Genomic DNA, 26,245 nt, shown 5'->3' with positions numbered 1-26,245 from the left:
AGCCCAGCCCCCCGCTCCTGGAGCCAGGATGCCGCAGGATCGTCGCCCCGCGCAGGCCGCCGCCGTCGTGTTCGTCCTCTTCTTGCTCATCGGCCTGGGGGCAGGGGAGCATCTTGCCCGCAGCAACCGCGAACAGGAGCAGGCACGCTTCGATGTGGTGAGGGACTGGGTGATCCAGGAGATCGAGGAGCGCTTCACCCGCTATGAGTACGGTTTGCGCGGCGCGCGCGGGGCGCTGATCGCCGCCGGGCCGGAGGCTATTTCCCAGCAGCGTTTCCGCGCCTATATCGAATCCCGCGACTTGCCCCGGGAGTTCCCCGGCGCCCGTGGCTACGGCTTCATCCGGCGGGTGGCGCGGGCCGAAGAGGCAGCCTATCTCGAGCGAGTCCGGGCGGATCATCAGCCCCACTTCACCATCAGTCAGTTTGCGCCGCACGCCGGCGAGCGTTTCGTCATCGAACTCCTTGAGCCGGAGCGGGAAAACCGGCCGGCAATCGGGCTGGACATCGCCTCGGAGCCGAACCGCCGGGCGGCTGCACTAACTTCGGTGCTGCGGAACGCGCCGGTGCTCACTCGGCCCATCGACCTGGTGCAGGCGAAGGATGAGCGCCGAACGGGTTTCCTGCTGTTGCTGCCGGTCTACCGCAGCAATTCGCCGCCGCTTCCCACCCCCGAAGAGCGCTGGCAGTACCTGGAGGGCTGGGCCTACGCGCCGTTGAGCGCATATGAGGTCATGGGCGAGTTCGAGAACCTCTTCTCCGGATTCACCTTCGTCCTCTATGACCTTGCCTATGCCGAGCCGCCGCAGCGCTTCTACACCTACGGCGGCCAGGAAAGGACGGTAAAGGGACTGGAGAGCCGCACGCAGATCGCCGTGTTTGGCCGGGACTGGCTGGTGGAGGTCAAGGCCACGCCCGCCTTTGTCCAATCCCTGAACCTGATGAAGCCTGCGATGCTGCGAGCCGAGTTGATAGGCGGTGGTTCGATGCTGGCTGTGTTGGTCTATACCCTGCTGACCGGCAAGCGGGGCAGGCAACGGGTGGCGATGGAACAGGGCCGGCTCGCCGCCATCGTGCGCAGTGCTAGCGACGCCATCGTCGGTACCGACCTGGAGGGCCGGGTGACGGCCTGGAACGATGCCGCGCGGACGATGCTGGGCTACGAGGCAGGCGGCGTGATGGATGTACCGCTGGACGATCTCATTCTCCCCTCCGATCGCCATGCCGAGGCGAAACGGCTGATGGCGCAGGTCGCCGGTGGCGAGAGCGTGCCGCATTTCAGAACGCAGCGCCGCCGCCGCGATGGCGCGCTGATCGACGTGCTGCTCTCCGCCTCGCCGATCCGGGGCGATGGCGGCCAGATCCTTGGGATGGCGCTGGTGCTCACCGACATCGGTGCGCGCAGCCGGCTCGAATCCCGGCTGGAGCGTTCGCTGGCGCGCATGCGCATCGCGGTGGAGTCGGCGGCCCTCGGCATCTGGGAATGGGATCTCGCCAGCGGACGCACCACCTGGGATGAACGCATGCTCGAGTTGTACGAGGCTTCGGAGGAGGAGGTGGCTGGCGACCACTTGGCGCTGTGGCGCGCCCGGGTGCATCCGGACGACGTCGTCCGCGCAGAGGCCGAGCTGATGCGCCATATCCATGGCGAGGCCGAGGGTTATGCCTCCTCCTTCCGCGTCGTGCTGCGCAATGGCGGCGTGCGCTACATCGAGGCGGCTGGCTTGCTGGAGCGCGACGCCAATGGCCGGCCGGTGCACTGCATCGGCTTCAACCGTGACGTCACCGGCGAGCGCATCGCGGTACTGAGGATGCGCGAGCTGAATGCGGAACTGGAGGCCCAGGTGCTGGAGCGCACCGCGGCGCTCAAGCAGGCGCTGGGCGCGGCGGAGCAAGCCAACCAGGCGAAGTCCGAGTTCCTGGCCAACATGAGCCACGAGATCCGCACGCCGATGAACGCCATCCTCGGCTTCGCCTACCTGCTGCAGCGGCAACCCCTGCCGCAGGAGGCCAAGAGCATGCTGACCAGCCTCGACCAGGCCGGCCGCAACCTGCTGGGCATCATCAACGACATCCTGGACTTCTCCAAGATAGAGGCGGGGCGCTTGAACGTGGAGGAGGTGGAGTTCTCCCTCACCGAAGTGCTGGACAGCCTGGCCGGCATCATGGCGGCGGCGGTGGCATACAAGACGCTGGAGGTGCTGGTCGGCGACGCACCGCCAGGGGCCGAACGCCTCATGGGCGACCCCCTGCGCCTGGGCCAGGTGCTGATCAACCTGGCGGGCAACGCCATCAAGTTCACCGAGGCGGGCGAGGTCGTCGTACGGGTGAAGGAGGTGCAGCGCGACGAAGCCGAGCGCCGTGTACAGCTGCGCTTTTCGGTGCGGGATACCGGCATCGGCATAGAGCCGGGGCAACTGGAGCTGATCTTCGCCGCCTTCTCCCAGGCGGACAGCTCGACGACCCGGCGCTATGGCGGCACTGGACTGGGCCTGAGCATCAGCCGTCGGCTGGTGGAGCTGATGGGCGGTACGCTGGAGGTCGCAAGCGAGCCCGGCCGTGGCAGCGAGTTCGCCTTCACACTGGCCTTCCGCCTGCCCGAGCGTGTTGCACTGCCGCCGCCGGATCGGCGCAAGTGGTCCATCCTGGCGGTGGACGACCATGCCGAGGCGCGCGCCATGCTGGTGGAACTGGCCGAATGCCGCGGCTGGCAGGCCGATGTCGTCGCCAGCGGCGAGGAGGCGGTGCGCAAGGTGGTCGAGCAGGGCATGCGCAAATACGATCTCTGCCTCATCGACCTGACCATGCCGGGCATGAGCGGCGCAGACACGGCCCGCCGGCTGCGCAAGCTTGCCCCGGATGCCTGTCCGCCGATTGCCCTGATGGTAACCGCGCAGGAGCGGGAAGCCTTTGCCGGCGGCCCGGACGGCAGGCTGGCGGACGCCATCCTCACCAAGCCTGTGTGCGGCTCGGCGCTGTACAACGTCATGCTGGAGCTCGCCGGCCAGCAGGCGGCGCTGGCCGTTCCGTCCCAGCCCGCCTCGCAGCGCCTGCAGGGCGCGCGCATCCTGGTGGTGGACGACAGCGAGATCAACCGGGAGGTGGCGCGCCAGATCCTCGGTGCCGAAGGCGCGGAGATTCTGCTCGCCGCCAACGGGGAGGAGGCGCTGCGCATCCTGGAGCACGCCGAACCGCCGGTGGAACTGGTGCTGATGGACGTGCAGATGCCGACCATGGATGGCTACACCGCCACCCGCTGCATCCGCGCAATACCGCGCCTGGCGGCCTTGCCGGTGATCGCGCTGTCCGCCGGCGTCTTCGAGCCTGAGCGGATGGCGGCGCTGGCCGCCGGTATGGACGCCTTCGTTCCCAAGCCTTTCGACGTGCCCCAATTGCTGGGGGTCATCTGCCACCACCTCGCGCGCGGCGAGGGCGGCGAGGGGCAGCCGGCCCCGCCTCCCGCCGCGCCGGTGTCCTCGCCAGCCGTGGGCGAGGCGCCGCTGCTGGATGCCGCCGAAGGGCTGCGGACGTGGCGGGACGCTGCCGCCTTCCGCCGCAGCCTCACGCTGTTCCTCGACCGCCACGGCAGCGATGCGGACGCTCTCGCCGCCGCATGCGCCGGCAACCAGCCGGAGGAGGCGGCCGCCATCGCCCACCGGCTCAGGGGCGCGGCAGGCGCACTGAGCTTGGACGCGCTGGCCGGGCTGGCGCAGGCGCTGGAGCGGGATTTCCGTCAGGGCGAGGCGCGGGGCGACGAGGTGGAGCGCCTGCGTAGCTGCCTCGCACGCACGGCCGAGGCGGTGCGCGCCTACCTGGGCGGCGATGTGCCCGCCACCGCCGCAGCTGCGCCGGACATCCTCTCCGCCGAGGCCGCCGCCGCGCTGCTGCGGGCGCTGGACAGCGATGACCCGGAGGAAATAGAGCGCATGCTCGACCGCTTGCAGGCGGACTTGCCCGCCGCCCTGCTGGGGCCCCTGCGGGCGGCGGTGCTGGCATATGACTTCCGCGCTGCCGAGCGCTGTCTGCGCGCATGGACGGACGCGGGGCAGGACGCCGACGTAGAAACCAGGGGAGCCTGATGACGATGCTTCGCAAACCGATACTGTGCGTGGACGATGAGCCGGGCAATCTGGACCTGATGCGGGCCATCCTGGGCAAGGACTACCGCCTGGTCTGCGCCAACGGCGGTGAGTCCGCCCTGAGCGCGGCGGAGAAGCATCGTCCGGCGCTGATCCTGCTGGACGTCGAGATGCCGGGCATGGACGGCTACCAGGTCGCCCGGCGGCTCAAGGCGCAGGCGGCCACGGCGGACATCCCGGTCATCTTCGTCACCGCCCGCAACGCCGCCCGCGACGAAGAGGCCGGCTTCGCCGCCGGTGGCGTGGATTACATCGGCAAGCCGCTCAACCCCCGGCTGCTGGTCGCCCGGGTGCGCACCCATCTGTCGCTGGTGCGGGCGGCGGAGTTGGAGGCAAGCTACCGCGACGCCATCGCCATGCTGGGGGAGGCGGGCCACTACAACGACAGCGACACCGGCCTGCATATCTGGCGCATGGCCGAATACAGCCGCTGCCTGGCTCGGGCCTCCGGCTGGGACGAGGAGGACGCCGCCCTGCTGGAACTGGCGGCGCCGATGCACGACACCGGCAAGATAGGCATCCCGGATTCCATCCTGAAGAAACCGGGTCCGCTGAACGCCGAGGAGTGGCAGGTCATGAAGACCCACCCGGTCATCGGTCACCAGATCCTGAGCAAGAGCAAGGCGCCGCTTTTCCGCCTGGCGGCGGAGGTGGCGCTGTACCACCACGAGCGCTGGGACGGCAGTGGTTATCCGGAGGGGCTGGCAGGAGAGGCGATTCCGCAATCCGCCCGCATCGTCGCGGTGGCGGACGTGTTCGATGCGCTGACGATGAAGCGCCCCTACAAGGAAGCCTGGCCGCTGGAGCGGGTGGTACAGACTCTGCGCGAGCTGGGTGGCAACCACCTGGACGTGCGCCTGGTGGATATCTTCCTCGGCGCCATGGACGAGATCGTGGCGATCGCCGCCCGCTGGGAGCAGCGGGAGCAGGGATAGGCAGGAGTGCAGACGCGCGGGCCCGGCCGGGGCCGCGGCCTCAGGCTGGCAGCAGTAGACGCTCTATCGCTTCCATGAACACCCGGGTGCGCGCCGGCACCAAGCCGCGGGCGGGCAGGAAAGCGTAGATCCGCAGCGGGTTGGGCGTGTAGGCCGGCAGCAGCGGCACCAACTGGCCGGCGGCCAGCTCCTCCCGGCAGAAGGCGGCGGCGAGCAGGGTGGCGCCGCGGCCGGCGAGGGCGGCCTGCAGGCGCAGCGCGGCGTTGGTGGTACGCAGCGGGCCGCGCGGCTGTATCGCGTGCTCGCGGCCGGTGCCGTCGCGGAACAACCAGCGCGTTTCCCCCAGCATGCTGATGCAGGGCCAGTGGGCGAGGTCGGCCACCCTTTCCGGGGCGCCGTAGCGGCGCACCAGTTCCGGCGTGGCATAGAGGCCGCGGGCGACGGTATAGACGCGGCGGGCGATGCGCGGCGAGTCCGGCAGGCTGTCGCCGGTGGCGATGAAGGCGAGGTCATACTGCGGGCCCGGCGCATCCAGCGTGCCCACCCGCACATCCAGCTCTATCTCCAGCCCTGGGTGCTGGCCCAGCACCTCGTTCACCACTTCGCCCAGCTGCAGCACGCCGAACTCGTAGGGCGTGGACATGCGCAGCACGCCGCGGGCCTCGTCGCGGGCGTCACCCGCTTCGGCGGCGACGCCGTCGAGGCGTTCGAACAGCGGCACCACCTGCTCGCGCAGGCGTTCCCCCTGCTCGGTCAGCGTCAGCCGCCGGGTGCTGCGCTCCAGCAGGCGCTGGCCGAGGCGACGCTCCAGCCGCGCCACCGCGTAGCTCACCGAGGACTTGGGCAGGCCCAACTGCTCGGCGGCGCGGGTGAAGCTGCCCCACTGGGCGACGGCGGCGAAGGCATACCAATCGTTCCAATCATTTGTTCGCATAATTGAACGAATCGTCCATTTAAGAGTATTTATCCAATGATACGCACAATGTAAATTGCGCGGCATGCCTCCTTCCAACGATGCCCTTTCCGTCTCCCTGCCGCCCGCCCGGGCGGTATTGCTGTCCGCCCATCCGGATTTCCGGCCGCTGCGGGTGTATGCCTTCGGCGCCGCCCTCGGCCTGGTCGCCGGGCTGGATTTCGTCGCCACCATCCTGATCGCCATGGCCGGCGTGCAGGTGCAGCAGGGCCTGGGCGTGGCGCCGCAGGATTTCCTCTGGGCGCTGACCGCCTACGCCGCCGCCGCGGTGATGGCCAACCTGGTGCTGGTGCGGCTGGCTGGCCATCTCAGCTATCGCCGCTTCACCCTGATCGCGCTGCTGCTGTTCATCGCCGGCGCGCTGGGCTGCGCGGCGGCGGATTCGCTGCCGGCGCTGGCGGCGGCACGCACGGTGCAGGGCCTGGGCGGCGGCGGCCTGTTCGCCGCCTCGCGCATCCTGGCGCAGTACGCCTCGCGGCCGCAGGAGCGCATCTCGCTGTTCTGGGGCTTCGGCCTGGCCAACTTCACCATGGTGGCAATCACCCCCTGGCTGGCTGGCGTGCTCATGGCGGCCCACGGCTGGCACACCATGTTCCTGCTGCAGGTCGGGCTGGCGCTGCCGCTGCTGCCGTTGGTGGCCTGGCTGTATCCCAAGGTGGAGGCGCGGCCGCATGCGCCCATCGGCCAGCTGGACTGGGCGGGCGTGTTCGCCTTCGCCGTCGGCGCGCTGCTGCTGGTGCATGCGCTGGAGCATCTGCGCTACCTGTCCCTGGCCGAGTTGCCGGCGCTGGCCGCCTACTTCTGCGCCGGTGCGGTGCTGCTGATGGTGGTGATGCGGCGCTTCCACCGCCATCCGGACCCCTGGCTGGACCCGCGCCGGCTGGCGAGCCGGCGCTACCTGGTGGGGCTGGCCTTCTACGCGCTGTTCTATCTCGTCAGCGGCAGCTGGAATTTCCTCGTGCCGGCCTTCCTCTCCGAAGGCCTGGGTTTCGGCCTGCAGACGGTGGGTGGCCTGCTGTCGCTGGGCGGGCTGGTGTCGGTGCTGGCGGTCATCGTGTTCCACCTGGCGCTGCCGAAGATCATGCGCAAGCGCCGCTACATCGCGCTCGGCTACATCGGCCTGGCCTCGGCCTTCCTGCTGATGGCGCTGGCGGCGCAGCCGGGCGCCGGGCCGCTGGCGGTGCTGCCGGCCATCCTGCTGCAAGGGGCGATGCCGGCGCTGGCGCTGCTGCAGGTGGCGCTGATGACTTTCGTCGACATGCCCACCGAGGACTTCGCCCATGCCTATGCCTTCAAGAGCATCGTGCGCGAGATCGTCAACGCGCTGGGCACCGGTCTGGCGGTGCTGCAACTCCACCACGCCACCGCGGCGGTGAAGCTGGAATTGAGCGCGGCCAGCGGCGGCGTGGCCGAAGGCCTGCTGCAGCACACCGCGGTGACGCTGGCCGCCGGCGACATGCTGGCCTGGCTTGCCGGCGCCTGCGTGCTGATCGCGGCGTTGGCGGTGGCGCAGCGCACGCTGAAGTAGGCCGCCCGCGCGGGCCGCGCGGCGCCCGTCTGGCTTGTGCCGGCGGGGCCGGTGGTGGCTTAATCCGCCATCGCATGCGCAGGGCGGGGAAAGGAATGGGATCGCAGCAGGGGCAGCCGGCCGCCGGCAGATCGGGGGCGGCGCTCGGCCTGACTTACGCGGTACTGGGCGCGGTCGGTTTCTCCTTCAAGGCCATCCTGGTCAAGCTCTCCTACCGCCATGGCGTGGATGCGGAGACGCTGTTGGCGCTGCGCATGGCCTTCTCGCTGCCTTTCTTCATCGCCATGGGCGTGCTCGCCGGCCGGCGCGCGGCGCATCCGCTGAGCGGCCGCGACTGGGGCTGGATGGCCGGCCTCGGCCTGTTCGGCTACTACCTCGCCAGCTACCTGGATTTCCTCGGGCTGGACTACATCTCGGCCGCGCTGGAGCGGCTCATCCTCTTTCTCTACCCGACGCTGGTGATCCTGCTGTCGGCGCTCTTCCTCGGCAAGCGGCCGAGCGCCCGCATGCTGTGGGCGTTGCCGGTGTGCTACCTCGGCATCGCGCTGGCGGTGGGGCACGACCTCAAGGTGGCCGGCGATGCGCGGGAGGTGACGCTGGGCTGCCTGCTGGTGTTCGGCAGCGCGTTGAGCTACGCGCTCTACCTGATGGGCAACGGCGAGGTGGTCGGCCGGCTGGGCTCGGCCCGCGTCACCGCCTGTGCTTCCGGCTTCGCCTGCCTGTTCAGCCTGGCGCAGTTCCTGGTGCTGCGACCGCTGGACCTGCTGTTCGTCCAGGACTGGCAGGTGTATGCGCTGTCGCTGGCGATGGCGGTGTTCAGCACGGTGGCGCCGGTGTGGATGGTGTCGGAGGCGATACGCCGGCTGGGCGCCGGGCCGGTGTCGCTCACCGGCACGCTGGGGCCGGCGGTCACCATCCTGCTCGGCTGGCTGATGCTGGACGAGCGCATCGGCCTGGTTCAGCTCGCCGGCACCGCGATGGTGATCGCCGGCGTGCTCATCATGGCGCGCCAGCCGCGCCCGGCGCGGGCTTGAGGAGGGTACCGGCGTCCTGGTCGCGGCACTCCAGCCGGTGGGGGTGGATGCTGAACAGCAGGCCGGCCAGCGCCGTGCCCACCCAGGGAATGTCGTCGTAGCTCAGGCCGTGGGTGAGGGCGAGGCCGCCCAGCCAGGCGCCGATAGCATTGCCGAGGTCGGCGGCGACCTCGGGCTGAAGGCCCATGATGACGAATCCGGTGGTGCCGATGCCGGCGGGGCGGCGGCGAGGGCGAGCAGAGGCAGGGCATGGGGGTGTCGGGGGGAGAAAAAAGCCGCCTGGCGAGGGACGCCGGCGGCCAGTTCTTAGGGCAAGACTGTTTTTTGGACTGCGCTGCTGGACTGCGTGAGTGCACTACGGTGAGAACGCTGCAGCACCGGAGGAGAGGGAGCAGTGCTGCGGGAGGAATTCTACGTTGCCGGGCTGGCGCGATTCCGCCGCGGCGGCTTTGAAATTTCTTATCCGGCCATAGAGAAGGGAAAGCGCGGCAAGGAGACGGGACGCCGTGGCGTCCCGTCTCCTTTCTGCGCAGGGGCTGCAAACCGGCTGCAGGCGCGCGTTTCGCGGCTTACTTGCCCGCCGGCTGGCTGCCTTCGGCCTTGGCCTTGTCCAACTCGGCCTTGAGGTCGTGGGCGCGCTTGATCACGTACTGGTGAATCATCTCCATGTGCTCCGGCAGCATGGCGTTGGCGAAGGGCGGCATGCCCTTGTCGGCGCGGGCACCGGCGACGATGGCGTTGAATTGCGCATGGGTGTCGGCGCTGAGGTAGCGCAGGTCGGGCACCACGCCGCCGCTCACCGCGTTGAGGCCGTGGCAGTTGGCGCAGTAGCCGTTGAACAGCATGCGCGCCATCGGCATCTTGTCCGCCTCCAGCGTCACCGGCGGCGGCGGGGGCAGCGGCAGGGTGTCGTACCTGGCCGGCGGCAGCGTGGCCTGGCCGCCGATCTTGTAGGTGAGGATGCGCGACTCCGGCTTCACCTTGGCCGCCAGCGACAGCGGGCCGAGGATGCGCGGGAAGGTGCCGCCCCAGCCGGCCATGAAGGTGACGTACTGCTCGCCCTTGACCTCGAAGCTCACCGGCCCGGCCATCACGCCGGTGTTGGCCGGCGACTGCCACAGCAGCTTGCCGCTGTCGGCGGCGTAGGCCACCACCCGGCCGTCGGCGGTGCCCTGGAACACCAGGTTGCCGGCGGTGGCGAGCGTGCCGCCGTTGTAGATGGTGCGGTAGTCCTGGCTCCAGCGCACTTCCTGCTTCACCGGGTCCCAGGCCAGCAGGCGGCCGCGCCAGGACTGGCTGATCTGCTCGACGACGGCGGGGTCTTCCGGCAGGTCGGGCACGTTGAGGCCGATGTTCACCACCGCCTTGCTGGGCAGGAACAGCGGCTCCTTCTGTGCCTCCAGGCCGGCGGCGGTTTCCTGCGCCGGCAGATAGACCAGGCCGGTATCCGGGCTGAAGGACATCGGATGCCAGTTGTGGCCACCGATGATGGCGGGCGAAATCAGCTTGGCTTCCTTGGAATAGTCGGCATCCGGCAGCATCACCGGCCGGCCGGTGGCGAGGTCGATGTGGCTGGCCCAGTTCACCGGTACGAAGTTCTTCGCCGAGATGAGCTGGCCGTTGGTCCGGTCCAGCACGTAGAAGAAGCCGTTCTTGGGCGCTTGCATCAGCACCTTGCGCAGCTTGCCGTCGATCTTGATGTCGGCCAGCGTCATCTGCTGGGCGGCGGTGAAGTCCCAGCGGTCGGCGGGCGTGGTCTGGTAGTGCCAGATGTACTTGCCGGTGTCCGGGTTGAGCGCGACGACGGAGGACAGGAACAGGTTGTCACCCTTGCCCTCGCTGCGGAACTGGTAGTTGAAGGGCGAGCCGTTGCCGACGCCGATGTAGAGCTGGTTCAGCTCCGGGTCGTAGGACATGGAATCCCACACGGTGCCGCCGCCGCCCCACTTGATCCAGCCGTCGCCGAACCAGGTCTTGAGCGCCATCGCCATGGCGTCGTCTTCCGGCGGCAGCTTGGGGTCGCCGGGCACGGTGAAGAAGCGCCAGGCCTGCTTGCCGGTTTCGGCGTCGTAGGCGGTGACGTAGCCGCGCACGCCGAACTCGGCGCCGCCGTTGCCGATCAGCACCTTGCCTTTGACGATGCGCGGCGCGCCGGTGATGGTGTAGCTCTTGGCGTGGTCTAGCACGGTATCCACCGTCCACACCGGCGTGCCCCGGGCGGCGTCGAGGGCGACCAGGCGGCCGTCGAAGGTGCCGACGTAGACCTTGCCCTTCCATACCGCCACGCCGCGGTTCACCGGACCGCAGCAGCCTTCGCCGGCCATCGGGCGCGGCACTTCCGGGTCGTATTTCCACAGCAGCTTGCCGGTGGCGGCTTCCAGCGCATAGACCACGCTGAAGGGGCCGGTGGTGTACATGACGCCATCGACGACGATGGGCGTGGCTTCCACCCCCATGTCGATGTCCAGCTTGTGGGTCCAGGCCAGGCCCAGCTTGTCCACGTTGCCGTCGTTGATCTGCTTCAGCGGTGAGTAGCGCTTCTCGTCGTAGCCGCGGCCGTGGGATAGCCAGTTGCCGGCTTCGCCGCCCTTGGCGACTTTGGCGATGCGCTTGCCGTCCACGTCCGCCGGCGCGGCGAGGGCACCGCCGGCGAGGCCGGCGAGCACGAGGGCGGCAAGGGTGTGGCGCAGGTGGGCGCGGGGGAGGCGGTGGGCTTGGAGCGTGCGTGTCATGGTCTTGTTTTTCCGTTGGGGCGCCGGCGCGGGGCCGGCGGGAGTGCAGTCGGTGGCCGGGCTTACATCACCAGCGACACCACCTTTTCTTCGGTGTAGGCGTCCAGCGCGAGGCGGGAGAGGTCGCGGCCGACGCCGGAATCCTTGTAGCCGCCCCACGGCAGGCGGGCGTCCAGCGGGCTCCAGCCGTTGATGGCGACCGCGCCGACGCGCAGTTTCGGCGCCAGGGTGTGGGCGCGGGCGACGTCCTGCGTCCACAGCGAGGCGGAGAGGCCGAAGGGGGTGTCGTTGGCCAGCCGCACCGCTTCTTCATCGCTGTCGAAGGGCACCACCACGCCGACCGGGCCGAAGATCTCCTCGCGCATGATGCGCATCTGCGGCGTGCCGCCGGCGAACACCGTGGGGCGGACGAAGAAGCCGCTGTCCGGCAGCGCCTCGCCGCCGGCCACCAGCGCGGCGCCCTCGGCGATGCCGCTCTCGATCAGGCTGGCGACGCGGTCGCGGTGGCGGGCGTTGATCAGCGCGCCCATACGGGTGTTGGCGTCCAGCGGATCGCCCAGGGTGACCGACTTGGCCGCGCCGGCGAGCGCGCCGACCACGTCGTCGTAGCGGCTGCGATGCACCAGGATGCGGGTGCCGGCGGCGCAGGTCTGGCCCTGGTTCACGAACAGGCCCATGGCCACGCCCATGATGGCGATGTTGAGGTCGGCGTCCTGGCAGATGATCTGCGGCGCCTTGCCGCCCAGCTCCAGCGTCAGGCGCTTGAACAGCGGCGCCGCCTCGCGGGCGATGATGCGGCCCACTTCGGTGCTGCCGGTGAAGCTGATCTTGTCCACGCCGGGGTGCTTCACCAGCGTGGCGCCGGCCTCCGGGCCCATGCCGTTCACCAGGTTGAACACGCCGGCCGGGAAGCCGGCCTCGGCGGCCAGCTCGGCCAGCGCGGTGAGCGCCAGCGGCGCGTCTTCAGAAGGCTTGAGCACCACGGTGCAGCCGGCCGCCAGCGCCGGGGCCAGCTTCCAGATGCCTATCATCAGCGGCGCGTTCCACGGCACGATCAGCGCGGCCACGCCGATGGCTTCGCGAATGGTGTAGTTGAGCGTCGGCCGGCCCATGAAGCCGGCGGTGGGAATCTGGCGCCCTTCCAGCTTGTCCGCCCAGCCGGCGAAATAGCGCAGGGTGTCGACGGACATCGGCAGGTCCAGCATGCGCATTTCCATCAGCGGCCGGCCCTGTTCCATCGCCAGGATGTGGGCGAAGCGTTCGGCGTCGCGCGCCAGCAGGTCGGCCAGCTTGTTGAGCAGGCGGCCGCGCTCGGCACCCGGCAGGCGTGACCACTCGCCGCCGTCGAACTGGGCGCGGGCGGCGGCCACCGCCGCATCCACATCGGCGGCGCCGGCGTTGGCGACTTCGGCCAGCACCGCGCCGGAGGTGGGGGCCAGCTTGGCGAAGGTGGCGCCGGAGGCGGCGGCGCGCCACTCGCCGGCGATGAAGTTGCGGTTGGGATAGGAGGTGGGTGCGGACATCGCGATTTCCTCGTGGTGGGATGGCTTGGCGGTTAACGGCGGCCGGCCCGCGCGCCGGCGGGCGGCGCGCAGGCCAGCGTCTTACTTGAAGTGATGGACGTAGCGGACCACGTAGCGCTCGCCTTCCGGCCGGTTGCGCACGTGGCTTTCCTTGTAGGCGTTGAAGAACAGGTGGTCCTGCTGGGAGAAGCTGTAGAGCACGCCGGGGCCGAGGCCGAAGACCTGTTCCTTGCTGCCCGACACCGCGTGGCCATTCACCTCGGTCTCGGTGATCTGTTTCAGCCAGTAGCCATTGATACCCAGGCGCAGCTGCGGCGTCACTGCGTACTCGGTGGCGAAGTTCATGTGGAAGGCTTCGCCGGGGCGCATGTCGCGGGCGTTGGCGACGCCGTAGCCGGTATAGCCGTTGGGGTTGGGGTCGGTGTTCTTGCCGCTCCACAGGTACCAGAGGCGAGTGGACACCGTCCAGTCGGGCGTCACCCAGTAGGTGCCGGACCAGTAGGGGTTGATGGTCCAGTGCTTGGCGCCGGGATTGACGCTGCGCTTGTTGTCGTACTCGCCGGTGGGGAAGGAGACGTCGATCTCGAAACGGTGGGCGAAGATGGGGCCGTTCTCGCCCATGATGGGCATCCACTGCAGGAAGGGGCCGACGATGAGGTCGCCGACGCCGGTATTGCCCTTGGGCAGGGCGGCGTTGTTCAGGCCATCGTCGGTGCGGGCGTCCAGCACGGCCGGCAGCAGCAGAGTGACGCCGTAGTGGGCGCCCCACAGGGTGTCGGCCGACATCCAGATGGCCTGTGACACCAGCGAGGTGACTTCGATGTCCTGCTTGGGCAGCGGTGCGGCCTTGCCGTCCTTGTCGCGCAGCTTGTCGGCGCTGTAGTACTGCAGGTACTCGGACACGTACCAGCCGGGGCCGGCCGGCGGCGCGCCGTCGATGAAGGTGGTGAGGCCGAGGTTCACCGCTGGCAGCTCGCTGGCGCCGGCGGGCGTCGCCAGGCTGCATGCGGCGGCGAGCGTGGCTGCCAGGGTGGCGAGCTGGCTGTGCGTGTTGCGGGTGCTGCCGGGCTGAGCGCCGGCTTGTGGTTTTGCGGGCATCGTAAGGCTCTCCGGGCGAGGCTGGGGTCGGGGGGCGGCTGCGGCCCATGCGTTGTGGGCCGTTGGGAATACCTTACGGAGCCAGGGGGCAAGCCGGCTTGCTTGTCCGTGCAGGGAACATGTCTGCGCGTGCACTGCGCGCAAATGAGGTGGTGAGCCGGGGTGGCGTGGAACGCCGCGGCGCGTTCAGCCCGCCGGGCGGCGGTCGCTGCGGTAGGCGCTGGGGCTGACGCCGAAGCGCTCGCGGAAGCTGCGGCTGAAGTGGGCGCCGTCGGCAAAGCCATGCTCCAGCGCGATGCGGGTGATGCTGCCTTCGCCCGGGCCGCCGGCGATCAAGGCCTCGCAGGCGCGCTCCAGCCGCAGGTTCTGGATGAAGGCGCGCGGCCGCAGTTCGGCGGCGGCGAAGAGGTTGTACAGGCTGCGGCGCGACATGTGCAGCGCGCGGGCGATGTCGTCCGGCCCCAGCGCCGGCTCCGCCAGGTGCTGCAGCACGAAGCGGCGGGCCTCGGCCAGGCGCAGGCTGTCGCGGCGGTCGCCGCCCAGGCGCTGGTCGGCCTCCTGGCGCAGCGTGCTCTCGATGAGCGCCAGCACCGATTCCAGCAGCGCGCGCTGGGCCAGCGGCGTCAGCCCTTCCTCTTCGCGCATGGCGCCGCGCAGGGCCAGCAGGGCGATGCGCGCCGGCCCGGCGTTGGGCCGGCAGGCGGGGCCGAGGTCGCGCGCCAGCCGCATCCAGCTCTCGGCGCTCTCGCCGGTGTAGAGCAGGGAGAAGAAGCGCGCGTCTTCGGACAGGTGCAGGGAGTAGGGGCGGCTGGCGTCGTAGAAGGTCCAGCCGTCGGCCACCAGGCTGCGGTCCTCGCTGCCTTGTTGGAAGCGGCCCTGGCCGTGCAGCAGCCACAGCATCTTCACCGCGGCGACATCGGAGGCGGCGGAATGGCGCGGCCGCCGGGTGACGCGGTGCTCGCACATGCGCACCTCGGCGGCGCGGGCGTGCTCCAGCCGGGCCCACAGCGCGCGGCCGTGGAAGGGCGTACTGCGGGAAACGTCGAAATCCAGCGGCAGGAACAGCGATGCCACCGCCTCCCGCCAGCAATCGTGGCGGGTTTCCTGCGTGCGGAACGCGGGACAGGGGCGAGCATCCATGGCGGGCCTCGGTGGGGTGCGGGTCTGGCCCGCGGGCTGCGGGCGGCTGCCTCCTCCCGCTGCGCGTCTTGCTGGGTCCGCCTTGGCCCGATGCTGTCTGCCGGGTGGCGGATTTGTGAAACGGCGAGAAAACTTTAGTTACGGAAAGTTTAGCCGTCAACTAAATGCTGCGTCGCGAAAGGCATGCGCAGCCCGCTTCACCGATGGCGGCTGCCTCTGAAGGCGCAGGCAGCACGCCGCCGCAGCACGAAAAAACGGGAACGGGCTTGCACCCGCCCCCGTCAGGATGCCTGCCAGGCAGCGTCAGCCGGCCCGCCGACCCGCCAGCAGGCGCACCCCGAGTGCCGCCGCCGAGCTGAGTGTGGCCAGCGCCACCACGCCCATCCAGCCCCACTGCGCCAGCGCCAGGCTGCCCAGCGCCGCGCCGGTCGACATGCCGATGAACATGCAGGTGAAGAGCAGGGCGTTGAGGCGGCTGCGGGCGGCTGGGTCCAGGCCGTAGACCAGGGTCTGGTGGGCGACCAGGGTGGCCTGCATGCCGAGGTCGAAGCCGATGATGCTGACGATGATCAGCCCGAGCTGCGCCGTTGGCGGCAGCAGGAAGGACAGGCCCATGATGGCGAAGGACACCATCGCCAGGCCGCTGCCGAGACGGGTGACCAGCTGCGGACCGCGCCTGTCGGCGAGGCGGCCGGCCAGTGGGGCGGCCAGCGCACCGGCGGCGCCGGCGAGGCCGAAGGCGCCGGCGGCGGCGCTGCCGAGCTGGAACTTGTCATGCAGCATCACCGCCAGGGTGGACCAGAAGGCGCTGAAGCCGACCGAGAGCAGCCCCTGGGCCAGCGCGGCGTAGCGCAGCGCGCGGTACTTGCCCCACAGCGCCCGCATCGAGCCCAGCAGCGCCCCGTAGCTGGCGCGGGTGGTGGGCGTGATGTGCGGCAGGCCGCGCCAGGCGGCGATGCCGATGGCGGCGATGGAGACGGCCGCGATCAGGTACATGGCGCGCCAGCCGAACTGTTCGGCGACGAAACCGCTGACTACCCGCGACAGCAGGATGCCCAGCAGCAGTCCGGTCATCACCATGCCGACGATCTTGCCGCGCTGGGCCTCCGGTGCCAGCGTGGCGGCGGCGGGCACGATGTCCTGCGCCAGCGTGGCGGTGAGGCCGACGGCGAGGCTGGCGGCCAGCAGCAGGCCGATGCCGGGGGCGAGGCCGCTGAGCAGCAGGGCGACGCTGAGGATGGCGGCCTTGATGGCGATGATGACGCGGCGGTCGTAGCGGTCGCCCAGCGGCGCCAGCAGCAGGATGCCGAGGGCGTAGCCCAGGGTGGTCAGCGTCGGCACCATGCCCACGCTGCGGGCGTCGGCCTGCATGTCGGCACCGAGCACGCCCAGCATGGGCTGGCTGTAATAGAGCGAGGCGACGCTGAGGCCGGCGCCAGTGGCGAGCAGCAGCACCAGCGAACCGGAAATGCCGCCGGCCGGTCGTGTTTCCGCATGCAGGGTTTGAATGTCGGACATGATCTCTACCTGTGTTGTTTTGGCGATGGCTGGATTCTTCGCCCTTTAGCTGCGGGCTTGTAGTGGTCTGGGGCGTACAGTTGCTATACGCTGGGCGTATGAAAGCGCCCGATGTCCCTTTGTCTTCCTCGGTGCCCCCCTCCGCGCCGAAACCTCTCGCGGAAGCTGCTGCCGGCTTGCCCCTGGCCGCCGGGGGCGACCGCATCGAGTTGATGCAGACCTTCGTCCGTATCGTCGAGGCCGGCAGTCTGTCCGCCGCCGCCGCGCAGCTGGGTACCACCCAGCCCACCGTCAGCCGCCGGCTGCAGATGCTGGAGCGTGCCTTCGGTCTCAAGCTATTGCAACGGTCTACCCATGTCATGAAGCTGACCGAGGACGGCCAGCGCTGTTATGCGCATGCAAAGGATCTGCTGGAGAACTGGTTGGCGATAGAGGCCGACCTGCGCGGAGCCCGCGACGAGCCGCGCGGCCGGCTGCGGGTGGTGGTGCCGCACGCCTTCGGCCAGGACCAGCTGATCGCGCCGTTGACCGAGTATCTGCGGCGCCATCCGGGCGTGTCGGTGGAGTGGCTGCTGCACGACCGCCGGCCGGATTTTCTCGCCGAGGGCATCGACTGCGCGATCCAGGTCGGCGAGATCGAAGATGACGCGGTGATCGCCATCCGTCTGGCGGAGGTGCCGCGCATCGTCGTCGCCGCACCGGGGCTGTGGGGCGACGGCGAGCCGCCGCTTCACCCGGAGGCACTGGCAGTGCTGCCCTGGCTGGCGCTGCAGACCTATTACCGCGAAGAGGTGCTGCTGCTGCGCGAGGCCGACGGCGTGCGCAGCCGCTTCGCCATCCAGCCGCGGATGTACACCGACAGCCTGTACGCGCTGCGCAATGCGGCGCTGGTGGGGCTGGGCGCCTGCGTGGTGTCGGCCTGGGTGGTGGCGGAGGACATCGCCCGGGGGCGCTTGGTCCATCTGCTGCCGGAGTGGCATGCGCCGCCGCTGCCGGTGCACCTGGTGTATCCGCCGGCCCGCCACTACCCGGCCAAGCTCAAGGTATTCAACGAACTGGTGCGGGCCCACATGCCGACGCTGGCGGGCATGCACCGGCCAAGCGTGGCGTCGGCTGGTTTGGAATGAATGGGGAGGGGCGAAGCCTGGAGAAGAAGGTTCCGCCCGGCATCGGGCGAGGGGCGGGGCTGGCTGGAGCGAGGCGCCGGATGAATGGCGCGCCAGTCCAGCTGGCCTGCCGCTTCAGGCCAGCTTCAGCCGCTGACAGATTTCGGTCGTGAGCGCAGCCTGATTCATGCTGTAGAAGTGCAGCCCCGGCGCGCCGGCGGCGATCAACTTGGCGCACAGTTCGGTGACCACGTCCAGGCCGAAGGCGCGGATGGACTCGGCGTCGTCGCCGAAGGACTCGAACTTCTTGCGCATCCAGCGCGGAATCTCGGCGCCGCAGGCATCCGAGAAGCGCGCCAGCTTGGAGAAGCTGGCGATGGGCATGATGCCGGGGATGATGGGAATGCTCACGCCCTGCGCCCGTACCGCATCCACGAAGTGCAGGTAGGCATCCAGGTTGTAGAAATACTGGGTGATGGCGGAGTCGGCGCCGGCATCCGCCTTGCGCTTGAAGGCGGCGAGGTCGTCGGCGGGCGTGCGCGCCTGCGGGTGCCATTCCGGGTAGGCCGCCACTTCGAGGTGGAAGCGGTCGCCGGTTTCGGCGCGGATGAATTCCACCAGCTCGTTGGCGTAGCGGAATTCGCCGGGATCGCCGACGCCGGAGGGCAGGTCGCCGCGCAGCGCGACGATGCGGCGGATGCCAGCGTCCGCGTACTCCTGCAGGATCTCGCGTATGCCCTCGCGGGTGGAGCCGATGCAGGACAGGTGGGGCGCGGCTTCGGCCCCGCCGGCGGCGATCTCTTTCACCGTGGCGAAGGTGCGCTCGCGGGTGGAGCCGCCGGCGCCGTAGGTTACCGAGAAGAAGGCGGGCTTGAGTTCGGCCAGCCTGGCGCGCACCGCGCGCAGCTTTTCCGCGCCTTCGGCGGTCTGCGGCGGGAAGAATTCGATCGAGAGTTCAGTCTTGTGCATGTCGCATCCAGATGAAGAATTCGCGGTTGCCATCGGTGCCGGTGATCGGCGAGTCGTACCAGCCGAGCACCGCCAGCCCGGCGGTCGTGGCTGCTGAGCGCAGCTTGCGCTCTACCTCGGCATAGCGCGAGGCATCGCGCACGATGCCGCCCTTGGAGAGTCCCTGCGGGCCGACTTCGAACTGCGGCTTGACGAGGGCGAGGATGTCGCCCTCCGCTGCCAGCAGCGCCGGCCATTGCGGCAGCAGCAGCGTCAGCGAGATGAAGCTGGCGTCGCAGACGACGAGGCCGAAGCCGCCGGCCGGGCAGTGCTCACCCAGCTCGGCCGATTGCAGATGGCGCGCGTTGATGCCTTCCCGCGTGGTGTTGCGCGCTTCCGCCGCCAGCCGGGGATGCAGCTGGCCATGGCCGACCTCGACGCCGACCACCCGCGCCGCGCCGGCCTGCAGCAGGCAATCGGTGAAGCCGCCGGTGGATTGGCCGACGTCCAGGCAGATGCGCCCGGCCGGGGCGATGCCGCTTGCCGCCAGCGCGCCGGCCAGCTTCAGGCCGCCGCGGGAAACGTAGCGGTCGGCCTCGTCCGGTGTCACCGCCAATTGCACGCTTTCCGGCAGCTCCTGCGCCGGCTTGCCCACCGGGAAGCCATCGGCGCTGACGCGCCCGGCTTCGATCAGCAGCCGCGCCGCGGTGCGCGAGGGCGCCAACCCCTGAAGCACCAGCAACTGGTCTGCCCGCGGCAGGCCGCGTGCGAGGGCGGCCGGCGCGGGCGCTTTCTCGGTGGCCGGACGGCTGCTGCGGCGGTGGAAGGACTTCATGCCAGCCCCCGCCCTTGAAAGTGGGCCAAGGCGGCACGGCCCAGCTTCTGGTCGAAAGTGGCCAGCGGCGCGCCCAGGCGGTCGGCCAGCGAGAGGTAGGCGGCGTCGTATACCGTGAGCCGGTAGCGCTGCGCGAGCTCGAGCAGCGCCAGCGGCTCCACCGCATGCCGTACCAGTTCGACGCAGTCATAGTCCTGCAGACCCAGCCAGGCCGAGTCGGTGGCGCCGGCGGCGGCTTTCTTCGCCGCCACGCTGGCGATCTCCACGTCCAGCAGCCAGGGCGCGTGGAGGCTGCGGCCGGCCAGTTGCTCCGCCGCCAGCGGCCGCTCCGGCTCGTCGAACAGCACCGCCGCCAGCACGCTGCAATCCACCACCAGCGGTGGTTCGACCGCATAGCGGGCGGGGTTCTCCGCGACGATGAGGGAAGCGAGGGTGGTGGTGGCAGTGAGCATGGTCAGCGGCTATCGCGTTCTGCCCGCAGGATGTCCACCGCCCGCGGGCTGTCCGCGAGCGGCGTGGGATAGCGTGCGCGGTGCTCTTCGGCGATCTGCGCGATGGTCTTGCGCCCCGCCGCGGCAGGCGGGCGTTCGATCGACGTCGCTGCTGCCGGCGGCGAGGCGGGCGGTGCATCCACCGCCTGCTCGATGATGGCCATCAACTCGCCTTGCAGCGAGCGGTGGTTGCTTGCGGCGCGCTGGCGCAGGCGCTCGGCGAGCGCCTCCGGTACGTTCTTGATCGACAGGTTGGGCATGGTTTCTGCCAGAATGGATCCGTTGTGGAGCCATTCTGGTTTCGTTTCGCGCCTGCCGTCAATCAGTAACGGTAGTGGTTGGGCTTGTACGGGCCTTCCACCGGCACACCGATGTAGTCGGCCTGGCCTTGGCTCAGCACGGTGAGCTTGGCGCCGATTTTCTTCAGGTGCAGGCGGGCGACCATCTCGTCGAGTTGCTTGGGCAGCACGTACACGCCGACCGGGTAGTCGGCTGTCTTGGTGAACAGCTCGATCTGCGCCAGGGTCTGGTTGGCGAAGGAGTTGCTCATCACGAAGCTCGGATGGCCGGTGGCGCAGCCCAGGTTCACCAGGCGGCCTTCGGCCAGCAGGATGATGCGCTTGCCGTCCGGGAAGATGATGTGGTCGACCTGCGGCTTGATGTTCTCCCACTCGTACTGGCGCAGGCTGGCGACTTCGATCTCGGAGTCGAAGTGGCCGATGTTGCAGACGATGGCGTTGTTCTTCATCGCCTTCATGTGGTCGTGGGTGATCACGCCGACGTTGCCGGTGGTGGTGACGAAGATGTCGCCCAGCGCAGCGGCGTCTTCCATGGTGACCACGCGGAAGCCTTCCATCGCCGCCTGCAGGGCGCAGATCGGGTCGATTTCGGTGACCCACACGGTGGCGCCGAGGCCGCGCAGGGACTGGGCGCAGCCCTTGCCCACGTCGCCGTAGCCGAGTACCACGCCGATCTTGCCGGCGATCATCACGTCGGTGGCGCGCTTGATGCCGTCCACCAGCGACTCACGGCAGCCGTAGAGATTGTCGAACTTGGACTTGGTGACCGAGTCGTTGACGTTGATCGCCGGGAACTTCAGCTCGCCCTTGGCGTGCATCTGGTACAGGCGGTGCACGCCGGTGGTGGTCTCTTCGGTGACACCCTTGATCTGCGCCAGGCGGGTGGAGTACCAGGTGGGATCGGTCTTCAGCTTGGCCTTGATGGAAGCGAACAGCACCACGGCTTCTTCGCTGTCCGGCTTGTCCAGCACCGAGAGATCCTTCTCGGCGCGGGCGCCCAGGTGCAGCAGCAGGGTGGCGTCGCCGCCGTCGTCGAGGATCATGTTCGAGTAGCCGCCGTCGGCCCATTCGAAGATGCGGTGGGTGTAGTCCCAGTAGTCTTCCAGAGACTCGCCCTTGACCGCGAACACCGGCACGCCCGAAGCGGCGATGGCGGCGGCAGCGTGGTCCTGGGTGGAGAAGATGTTGCACGAGGCCCAGCGCACTTCTGCGCCCAGTGCGGTCAGCGTCTCGATCAGCACCGCGGTCTGGATGGTCATGTGCAGCGAACCGGTGATGCGCGCGCCCTTCAGCGGCTGGCGGGCGGCGTATTCCTCGCGGATCGCCATCAGGCCGGGCATTTCGGTTTCGGCGATGCGGATTTCCTTGCGGCCCCAGTCGGCGAGGGCGAGGTCGGCGATGACGTAATCGTTGAAATCAGCCACAGCGTTCATGTGAAGCTCCGTGCTATGGCCGGGGGGGAAGGGGGACGCGCTGGCTCACCCATCATCCCGAACCCGGCAGGGTCTAGGGGAAGTACCGGCTGGCGGTACCTGGGTGAGCGCCGTTGAAACGCCCGCCGGGCGGCGGGTTCCGAGCCTGGGGTCGCCCGCGGGAATGCGGTCGAGGCCTCGCAGCGCTCCTCGGAAGAGGGGCGGATTATACGCTGTCGTGCAGTTTGCGTATGCCCCCGTCGGCGGTCGCGCGTGGAGCAGCGCACGCCGGGATGGCCATGGCGGCGGCCGGCATCCTGATGGCTCCGGCGTTCGCCCGCACTCAGCCCGGAGCGCACCCCTTGCTGGCTGCGATCTCCCGGTAAGCCAGGGCTTCCCAGCGGTGGGCGATGTACATGCAGACGGCGCTGGCGTGTATGCCTTCGCAGGACCAGTTCAGCGGCAGATTGCCGGCATCCACCCGGGCGATGCTGTTGCCGCCGCCGTCGGTGTCCCGGGCGGTCTGTGCCGCTTCCGCTGCGCTGCTTTCCGCCTGGACCGCGCTTTGCTGCGCAGTGTCGGCGGCTTCGCGCTGGACGGGAGAGCCGATGATGGCCTGGCGCACTTCAGCCAGCAGCGGATCGGTGTAGGGGCGAAGCTGGGGGGCGAGGTGGGCCAGCGTGCTCTTGCAACCGGTTGCCTGCTGTTTCTTCGGCGCCGGGCTGGTGGCGGTCCTGACGCCAGCAGCCGGGGTATCGGCGGCGGTTGCGCCTGCGCGGGGCGGCAACGGTTTGCGGGGTAGCGGCAGGCTGCCGCCGTCCGGCAGCTGGATGCTGGCATCGCGCAATTCTAGGAAGTCTTCGTCCACCGGAGCGAGCTGGCCTTTGATGGTGAGCGGGCTGATGCCGTCCAGCCGGCGCGCCTGGACGGCGGGCAGGGGGATGCCGATCGGCACGCCGCGCCATTCGCCGACGAAGTGGCCGGCTTCCGCGTTGTAATCCCGGACCTGCACGTCCATTTCAAAGGGGGCGCTGAGGGCGCGGGTACGGGCGCGATACTCCGCGGCAGTCTCGTACTTGTCCTTCTTCAGTGCGGCGAGGAAGGTCTGGGTGGTGTCGGGGCGGGTATCACCCAGGCTCACCTTCCAGAACCGGCTGCTGGTTTCCTCGCCGCTGCGAAAGCCGCGCTTGCCCAGCACGGTGTAGGGGCCGCTGATCGACAGGGCGCCCGGCAGCGCTTGCGCCCGCTTGCCCTCTTCCAGATCGAAGAATTCGGTGACGTCCCCCTCCTGGGCGTTCCATTGCCAGGGGCCGACGGCGAGATAGCGCGGCTGGCCCGGCAGCCGCCTGAGGGCGACGCCACCTTGCTTGTCGGCGACACCGACCGCCAGGCGATGCTTCACCGCCAGGTCCGGCAGCGTTCGCACCAGGACTTCACCCGGCTGGTACTGGAAGGCCAGCCCGCCTTCGATGCTGAGGGTGCCGTTGTGGGCGAGCAGCGTGCTCTCGCATGAGGGCAGCTTCACCAGCGCCGGTGGCGTGGTGATATAGGCATCGCCCTCCGGGGTGGCGGTGAGGAGCCCCTGGTTGCCGCGGGGGATCTCGCACAGCAGCTTGCCGGCGGCGAGGTCCCAGACCCGGTAGGGTTCGCCATTGGGCTCGGAGGCGTGCAGGTAGCTCACCGCATAAGGCAGTTCGCCTATGAAGTTGTAGACGAGGTGGGTATTGCTGTCGCCCCGGCGTGAGTCGCCCCGGAAGCGCTGGGCCTGCTGGCCGCCGACGTAGTGCGTGAGGGTGTCGCCATCCATGGCCAGGACGTCGAGTTGCCCTTCGCGGTTGACCCTGGCTATGCAGCGTTCTGCCTGCGGGTTCAGGGACAGGCGCTGCAGTACCTGCCCGGTACGTACGTCGTGGTGCGCCACCCAGCGGCAGAAGCGCTCCGGATAGACCTGCTGTTTGGTGACCACGATGCCGCGCTCGCTCGCCCAGGCGGAAACGTCGGCCTCCAGCCACTGTTGCAGGCGTCCGCCCTGCAGATCCATCAGTTCAGCTCCGTTGCCGCCGTACAGCAGCAGCGTGCGGCTGCCGTCGGGGAGGCTGGGGGAGTACCAGCTGTCGCGATTCAGGTCGCTGCGCAGCACGCGTTCCCGGCCGCTGGGCAGCTCGCGCAGGATCAGGCGGCGGTCTTCGGCCAGATAGACGAGGCTGCCGCCATCCGACGCGATGCTGACGGTATCGGTACCGGCGATGCTGAAGCTGGGCTGTTGTGGATCGCTGGGGGCAGCCTGCAGCAGGCGGCGATGCACAACCAGGTTGCCGCTCCAGGACGCTGGCGGCGTGAGCGCGGCCAGCTCGGCATCGCGGGCGCGCCGGGTTTCCGCCTCCCGGGCCTGTTTCTGCTTCGCTTCCTGGGCTTGCAACGCCTGCAGGCGTTGCATTTCGGCGGCTTCCTGCCGCTCCTGCGCCTCGAGTGCCCGCGCGGCGTCGCGCTCACTCTTTTCGATGATGCTCTGGATCTGCTGCAGCCCGCGCAGTACGGCGGCGCTGTCCGAGGCGGCCGCCGGCAGGGCAAGCAGGGCGGCGAGGGTAAGAACGAAGGGGCGCAGGGCTGGCGGCTTGATCATGGCGGGTCGGGGCAGCGTCGTGTGAGTTCTGTATGAGGCGGTGCGACGGGCTTGCCCGGGCCTGAATGGCGGCGAGCTGGCCGACAGTTGCTGCCGAACTATACGTGCGCGGTGGCGTTTCAGCCTCATTCATTCCGATGCGGAGTGAGCGATCTTCGTTGTGCCGTCAGCCGGGAGCGCGATGTTTGGCAGGGCACGCGGGTGAGGGAGAGGACGTCCTGGGTGGCGGTGCCGGCGCGGCTCAGTTGGCAGACCGCCATGCGCTTCGCGCCCCAGCGTTTGGAGGAAATCGTTGTAGATCTCTTCCCGGCGCAGCCCGGTTTTCATGGAAGTGGTGCCGGTCGGCCTGCCCCTGGCCCTGCCGGCCGCCGGTGAACCAGGGAATCCGGCAATCTACGCCGACATAGATTAGGCGGTGTAATCCTGCTCGGCTTCCCGCAGACCGGCATCGCTGACCTGGGTTTCGACGACGATGCGGCGCCGGGCATCCAGACGCAGGTCGTGGGCGGCGAAACCACCGCCGCGCAGCGCGACCGCTTTGTAGGCGTCCAGCAGCAGGCCGGGTTTCTGGACGGCGGCGTAGATCCGGTCGATGAGCTGGGGCTGTCCAAGCGGTCCATGGCTCGGTCCGTGTCTTGGCCTGCGATGGAGGCTGCCCTGCCGGCGCCTTGCGAGGGCGCCGGCAGGGCGGGCGGCTTAGAGGCCGGCGTCGGCCTTCAGCGCGGCGGCCTTGTCGGTCTGCTCCCAGGTGAATTCCGGCTCGTCGCGGCCGAAGTGGCCGTAGGCGGCGGTCTTGGAGTAGATCGGGCGCAGCAGGTCCAGGGTCTGGATGATGGCCTTGGGGCGCAGGTCGAAGTGGGCGCGGATCAGTTCGACGATCTTCTCGTCGGCGATCTTGCCGGTGCCGAAGGTGTTCACCATCAACGACACCGGCTTGGCGACGCCGATGGCGTAGGCCACCTGCACCTCGCACTTGGAGGCCAGGCCGGCGGCGACCACGTTCTTGGCCACGTAGCGGCCGGCGTAGGCGGCGGAGCGGTCCACCTTGGACGGATCCTTGCCGGAGAAGGCTCCGCCGCCATGGTGGGCCGCGCCGCCGTAGGTATCGACGATGATCTTGCGGCCGGTGAGGCCGCAGTCGCCGTGCGGGCCGCCGATGACGAAGCGGCCGGTGGGGTTGATCAGGTAGCGCACTTCGCCGGCCAGCAGTTCCTTCGGCAGCACCGGCTTGATCACTTCCTCGATCACCGCTTCGGACAACTGGGCGTGGGAGATGTCCGGCGCGTGCTGGGTGGAGACGACCACGGTGTCGATGGCCACCGGCTTGCCGTTCACATACTTCACCGTCAGCTGGCTCTTGGCGTCCGGGCGCAGCCAAGGCAGGCGGCCGTCCTTACGCAGTTCCGCTTGGCGCTGCATGATGCGGTGGGCGTAGTAGATCGGGAAAGGCATCAGGCTGGGGGTTTCGTCGGTGGCGAAACCGAACATCAGGCCCTGGTCGCCCGCGCCTTGGTCGAGGTCCAGGCCTTCTCCTTCATTTACGCCCTGCGCGATGTCTGCCGATTGGCGGTTGATCGCGGTAAGGATGGCGCAGCTCTTGTAGTCGAAGCCGATATCGGAGTTGTCGTAACCGATGCGGCGAACCACGTCCTGCGCGATTTCGCGGTAGTTCGGGTGAGCGTTGGTGGTGATTTCACCGGAGATGACCACCAGGCCGGTGGAGACCAGGGTTTCGCAGGCGACGCGGGCGTGGGGGTCTTCGGCGAGGATGGCGTCCAGCACGCCGTCGGAAATCTGGTCGGCGACCTTGTCCGGGTGTCCTTCGGAAACGGATTCCGAGGTGAAGAGGAATTCCTTGGCCAAGTTCGGCTCCTTGCTCAAAAAACAAAAATCCCCGGTGGTTGGCGTCGTG

General features: G+C 69.2%; 19 protein-coding genes and 1 riboswitch. Of the genes, 5 read left to right on the top strand and 14 right to left on the bottom strand.

The window, feature by feature from the left end:
* The first annotated feature begins 28 nt into the window (after window positions 1–28).
* On the top strand, window positions 29–4,078 hold the full coding sequence (locus C7389_RS15965) for a CHASE domain-containing protein (protein WP_133593264.1): 4,050 nt from the start codon (window positions 29–31) through the stop codon (window positions 4,076–4,078).
* Window positions 4,078–5,073 (top strand): HD-GYP domain-containing protein, encoded by a 996-nt coding sequence (locus C7389_RS15960; protein ID WP_246034802.1) that lies wholly within the window; start codon window positions 4,078–4,080, stop codon window positions 5,071–5,073. The genes C7389_RS15965 and C7389_RS15960 overlap by 1 nt, the downstream gene beginning before the upstream one ends.
* 40 nt (window positions 5,074–5,113) lie before the next feature.
* Here the strand turns inward: C7389_RS15960 and C7389_RS15955 are convergent, their stop codons facing one another.
* Window positions 5,114–6,007, bottom strand: coding sequence for a LysR family transcriptional regulator (locus C7389_RS15955; RefSeq protein ID WP_162851757.1), 894 nt, complete (start codon window positions 6,005–6,007; stop codon window positions 5,114–5,116).
* A 64-nt stretch (window positions 6,008–6,071) separates the two neighbouring features.
* Between C7389_RS15955 and C7389_RS15950 the strand changes: the two genes are divergently transcribed.
* Together C7389_RS15950 and C7389_RS15945 are read left to right on the top strand one after the other, a co-directional pair.
* Window positions 6,072–7,574, top strand: a complete 1,503-nt coding sequence (locus tag C7389_RS15950) for an MFS transporter (protein WP_133593260.1) — start codon at window positions 6,072–6,074, stop codon at window positions 7,572–7,574.
* Between the two features lie 95 nt (window positions 7,575–7,669).
* On the top strand, window positions 7,670–8,608 hold the full coding sequence (locus C7389_RS15945) for a DMT family transporter (protein ID WP_133593258.1): 939 nt from the start codon (window positions 7,670–7,672) through the stop codon (window positions 8,606–8,608).
* Here C7389_RS15945 and C7389_RS15940 read toward each other — a convergent pair.
* The 6 genes from C7389_RS15940 to C7389_RS15915 all read right to left on the bottom strand — a co-directional run bounded on the left by C7389_RS15940 (window position 8,574) and on the right by C7389_RS15915 (window position 16,619).
* Window positions 8,574–8,795 (bottom strand): hypothetical protein, encoded by a 222-nt coding sequence (locus C7389_RS15940; RefSeq protein ID WP_133593256.1) that lies wholly within the window; start codon window positions 8,793–8,795, stop codon window positions 8,574–8,576. The genes C7389_RS15945 and C7389_RS15940 overlap by 35 nt on opposite strands.
* Before the next feature lie 382 nt (window positions 8,796–9,177).
* Complete coding sequence (locus C7389_RS15935; protein ID WP_133593254.1) at window positions 9,178–11,340, bottom strand: PQQ-dependent dehydrogenase, methanol/ethanol family; 2,163 nt, start codon at window positions 11,338–11,340, stop codon at window positions 9,178–9,180.
* A gap of 62 nt (window positions 11,341–11,402) precedes the next feature.
* Window positions 11,403–12,863, bottom strand: a complete 1,461-nt coding sequence (locus C7389_RS15930) for an aldehyde dehydrogenase family protein (protein WP_133593252.1) — start codon at window positions 12,861–12,863, stop codon at window positions 11,403–11,405.
* Window positions 12,864–12,944: 81 nt separating this feature from the next.
* Window positions 12,945–13,961, bottom strand: coding sequence for a SphA family protein (locus C7389_RS15925; RefSeq protein ID WP_211168375.1), 1,017 nt, complete (start codon window positions 13,959–13,961; stop codon window positions 12,945–12,947).
* Window positions 13,962–14,147: 186 nt separating this feature from the next.
* Window positions 14,148–15,101 (bottom strand): helix-turn-helix domain-containing protein, encoded by a 954-nt coding sequence (locus C7389_RS15920; RefSeq protein WP_133593250.1) that lies wholly within the window; start codon window positions 15,099–15,101, stop codon window positions 14,148–14,150.
* A 303-nt stretch (window positions 15,102–15,404) separates the two neighbouring features.
* Window positions 15,405–16,619 (bottom strand): MFS transporter, encoded by a 1,215-nt coding sequence (locus C7389_RS15915; RefSeq protein ID WP_133593248.1) that lies wholly within the window; start codon window positions 16,617–16,619, stop codon window positions 15,405–15,407.
* 176 nt (window positions 16,620–16,795) lie between these two features.
* Here C7389_RS15915 and C7389_RS15910 point away from each other — a divergent pair, with 176 nt between their 5' ends.
* On the top strand, window positions 16,796–17,746 hold the full coding sequence (locus C7389_RS15910; protein WP_246034800.1) for a LysR family transcriptional regulator: 951 nt from the start codon (window positions 16,796–16,798) through the stop codon (window positions 17,744–17,746).
* 114 nt (window positions 17,747–17,860) lie between these two features.
* Here C7389_RS15910 and metF read toward each other — a convergent pair whose 3' ends face one another.
* From metF to metK, 7 genes are all read right to left on the bottom strand, one after another.
* Window positions 17,861–18,694 (bottom strand): methylenetetrahydrofolate reductase [NAD(P)H], encoded by an 834-nt coding sequence (gene metF / locus C7389_RS15905; RefSeq protein WP_133593244.1) that lies wholly within the window; start codon window positions 18,692–18,694, stop codon window positions 17,861–17,863.
* Window positions 18,681–19,508: a TlyA family RNA methyltransferase gene (locus C7389_RS15900; protein WP_133593242.1), complete on the bottom strand. Its 828-nt coding sequence runs from the start codon at window positions 19,506–19,508 to the stop codon at window positions 18,681–18,683. Before C7389_RS15900 ends, metF begins: the two co-directional genes overlap by 14 nt.
* Complete coding sequence (locus C7389_RS15895) at window positions 19,505–19,960, bottom strand: type II toxin-antitoxin system VapC family toxin (RefSeq protein ID WP_133593240.1); 456 nt, start codon at window positions 19,958–19,960, stop codon at window positions 19,505–19,507. Before C7389_RS15895 ends, C7389_RS15900 begins: the two co-directional genes overlap by 4 nt.
* A 2-nt stretch (window positions 19,961–19,962) precedes the next feature.
* Window positions 19,963–20,259: a FitA-like ribbon-helix-helix domain-containing protein gene (locus C7389_RS15890; RefSeq protein WP_133593238.1), complete on the bottom strand. Its 297-nt coding sequence runs from the start codon at window positions 20,257–20,259 to the stop codon at window positions 19,963–19,965.
* Window positions 20,260–20,321: 62 nt separating this feature from the next.
* Entirely contained in the window at window positions 20,322–21,731 is a 1,410-nt protein-coding gene (gene ahcY, locus C7389_RS15885) for an adenosylhomocysteinase (protein WP_133593236.1), read from the bottom strand.
* 98 nt (window positions 21,732–21,829) lie between these two features.
* Window positions 21,830–21,928, bottom strand: a riboswitch (S-adenosyl-L-homocysteine riboswitch).
* Window positions 21,929–22,053: 125 nt separating this feature from the next.
* Window positions 22,054–24,333: a hypothetical protein gene (locus tag C7389_RS15880; RefSeq protein ID WP_133593234.1), complete on the bottom strand. Its 2,280-nt coding sequence runs from the start codon at window positions 24,331–24,333 to the stop codon at window positions 22,054–22,056.
* A 696-nt stretch (window positions 24,334–25,029) separates the two neighbouring features.
* Entirely contained in the window at window positions 25,030–26,196 is a 1,167-nt protein-coding gene (gene metK / locus C7389_RS15875) for a methionine adenosyltransferase (protein ID WP_133593232.1), read from the bottom strand.
* Window positions 26,197–26,245 lie beyond the last annotated feature (49 nt).

This window comes from Azoarcus indigens (assembly GCF_004361735.1).
In the GTDB taxonomy this organism is placed as follows: Bacteria; Pseudomonadota; Gammaproteobacteria; order Burkholderiales; family Rhodocyclaceae; genus Azoarcus; species Azoarcus indigens.
The sequence above is the reverse complement of the archived record's forward strand: the minus strand, read 5'-3'. Positions and strand labels throughout refer to the sequence as shown.